Here is a 1,289-nt window from a genome sequence, read left to right on the forward strand (position 1 = left end):
CGGCAGCACGTCGGGCGCGGTGCCGATGGTGCCGCTCTCGTAGATCAAGGTGATGTCGGGCGCGTGCGTCAGCCGCGCGACGTTGCAGGCGGCCGACGGCGCGCCGATGCCGACGAAGCAGACATCGTCGCTCTTCAGCGCGCGGCTGGCGGCGATCGTCATCATCTCGTTCGGGGTGAAGCCCATATCCTTCGCGTCGCTCATGCGGCCTTCCTCAGATGCTCGACGCGGCCGGCAAAATCGTCCGCGCTGCTCTCGATGACGTTCTTCCGGATCCACGCCTGGAAGCGGTCGCGATCGGCGGCGATCTCGTCCCATTCGAGATAGGCGGCGTTGTCGCGCTCGTAATAGCCATGCGTGTAAGAGGGGTGCGAGCCGCCAGGCACGACCGAAATCGCCGCGATCGTCCAGCTCGGCAGCACGGTGAGGTTGGGGTGCAGCTCGTCGAAATTGTCGACCACTTCCTCGACCGTCACCACGGCGCGCTTTGCGGCAAGAACAGCCTCTTTCTGGATGCCGATGATGCCCTCGACCAGCACGTTGCCTTTCCGGTCCGCCTTCTGCGCGTGGATGAAGGTGACGTCCGGCCGGATCGCGGGAACAGCGGCCAGCACCTCGCCGGTGAAAGGGCAAGTGACCGATTTGATGTTAGGATTGACCGCGGCGAGGCCGGCGCCGCGATAGCCGCGGAACACCGCGCAGGGCAGGCCGGCAGCGCCCGCCTCATAGGCGTTGGCCATGCCTGCGTGGCTGTGCTCCTCGACCTCGATTGAGCGCGGAAAACCGTTCTCGATGGCGTCGCGGGCGCGCCTGAGCAAGCCGACGCCCGGATTGCCGACATAGGAGAAGACGATCTTCCTCGCCATGCCCATGCCGATCATCTGGTCGTAGATCAGGTCGGGCGTCATGCGGATCAGCGTCAGCTCGCGAAAGCCCTGGCGGATCGCCTCATGCGCGGCGGCGGTCGGGATCAGATGGGTGAAGCCCTCGAAAGCGACGATGTCGCCGTCATGCAGATTTTCCGCGACCGCTTCTTTCAGCGGCAGGAATTTGATCATCTCCGGGCTCCATGATGCAAAAAGTTCGTATTGCGAACATGTGTTTTGTATGTGATACTTCTAGCTCCAAACTTTGCCTGGAGTCAACGCTGGCCTGGAGAGGTTCGTGGAAGAGGAATCCATTTCACGCGACCATGTCGGCTCGCTGGAACGCGGTTTGGCGGTGATGGAAATCCTCGCGCGCCATCCAGGCGGCATGACGCTGACCGAGATGGCCGAGGAGGCTGACCT

The 1,289-nt window shown here is 63.3% G+C and carries 3 protein-coding genes; 1 reads left to right on the top strand and 2 read right to left on the bottom strand.

What is annotated here, in order from left to right; all coding sequences use genetic code 11:
* Both EOD07_RS34715 and EOD07_RS34720 read right to left on the bottom strand, forming a co-directional pair.
* Positions 1–204 (bottom strand): CoA-transferase (locus tag EOD07_RS34715; RefSeq protein WP_281059117.1); only part of this gene is annotated, 204 nt, incomplete at its 3' end.
* On the bottom strand, positions 201–1,058 hold the full coding sequence (locus tag EOD07_RS34720) for a CoA transferase subunit A (RefSeq protein WP_127238378.1): 858 nt from the start codon (positions 1,056–1,058) through the stop codon (positions 201–203). The genes EOD07_RS34715 and EOD07_RS34720, both read right to left, overlap by 4 nt.
* Before the next feature lie 106 nt (positions 1,059–1,164).
* Between EOD07_RS34720 and EOD07_RS34725 the strand changes: the two genes are divergently transcribed.
* The coding region (locus tag EOD07_RS34725) for a helix-turn-helix domain-containing protein (RefSeq protein WP_164772859.1) at positions 1,165–1,289 on the top strand (125 nt) is incomplete at its 3' end.

It is taken from the genome of Mesorhizobium sp. M2C.T.Ca.TU.002.02.1.1, assembly GCF_003997225.1.

Coding starts and splice junctions, on each gene's coding strand:
- EOD07_RS34720 (WP_127238378.1), bottom strand. CDS start 1,058: ATGATCAAATTCCTGCCGCTGAAAGAAGCGGTCGCGGAAAATCTGCAT.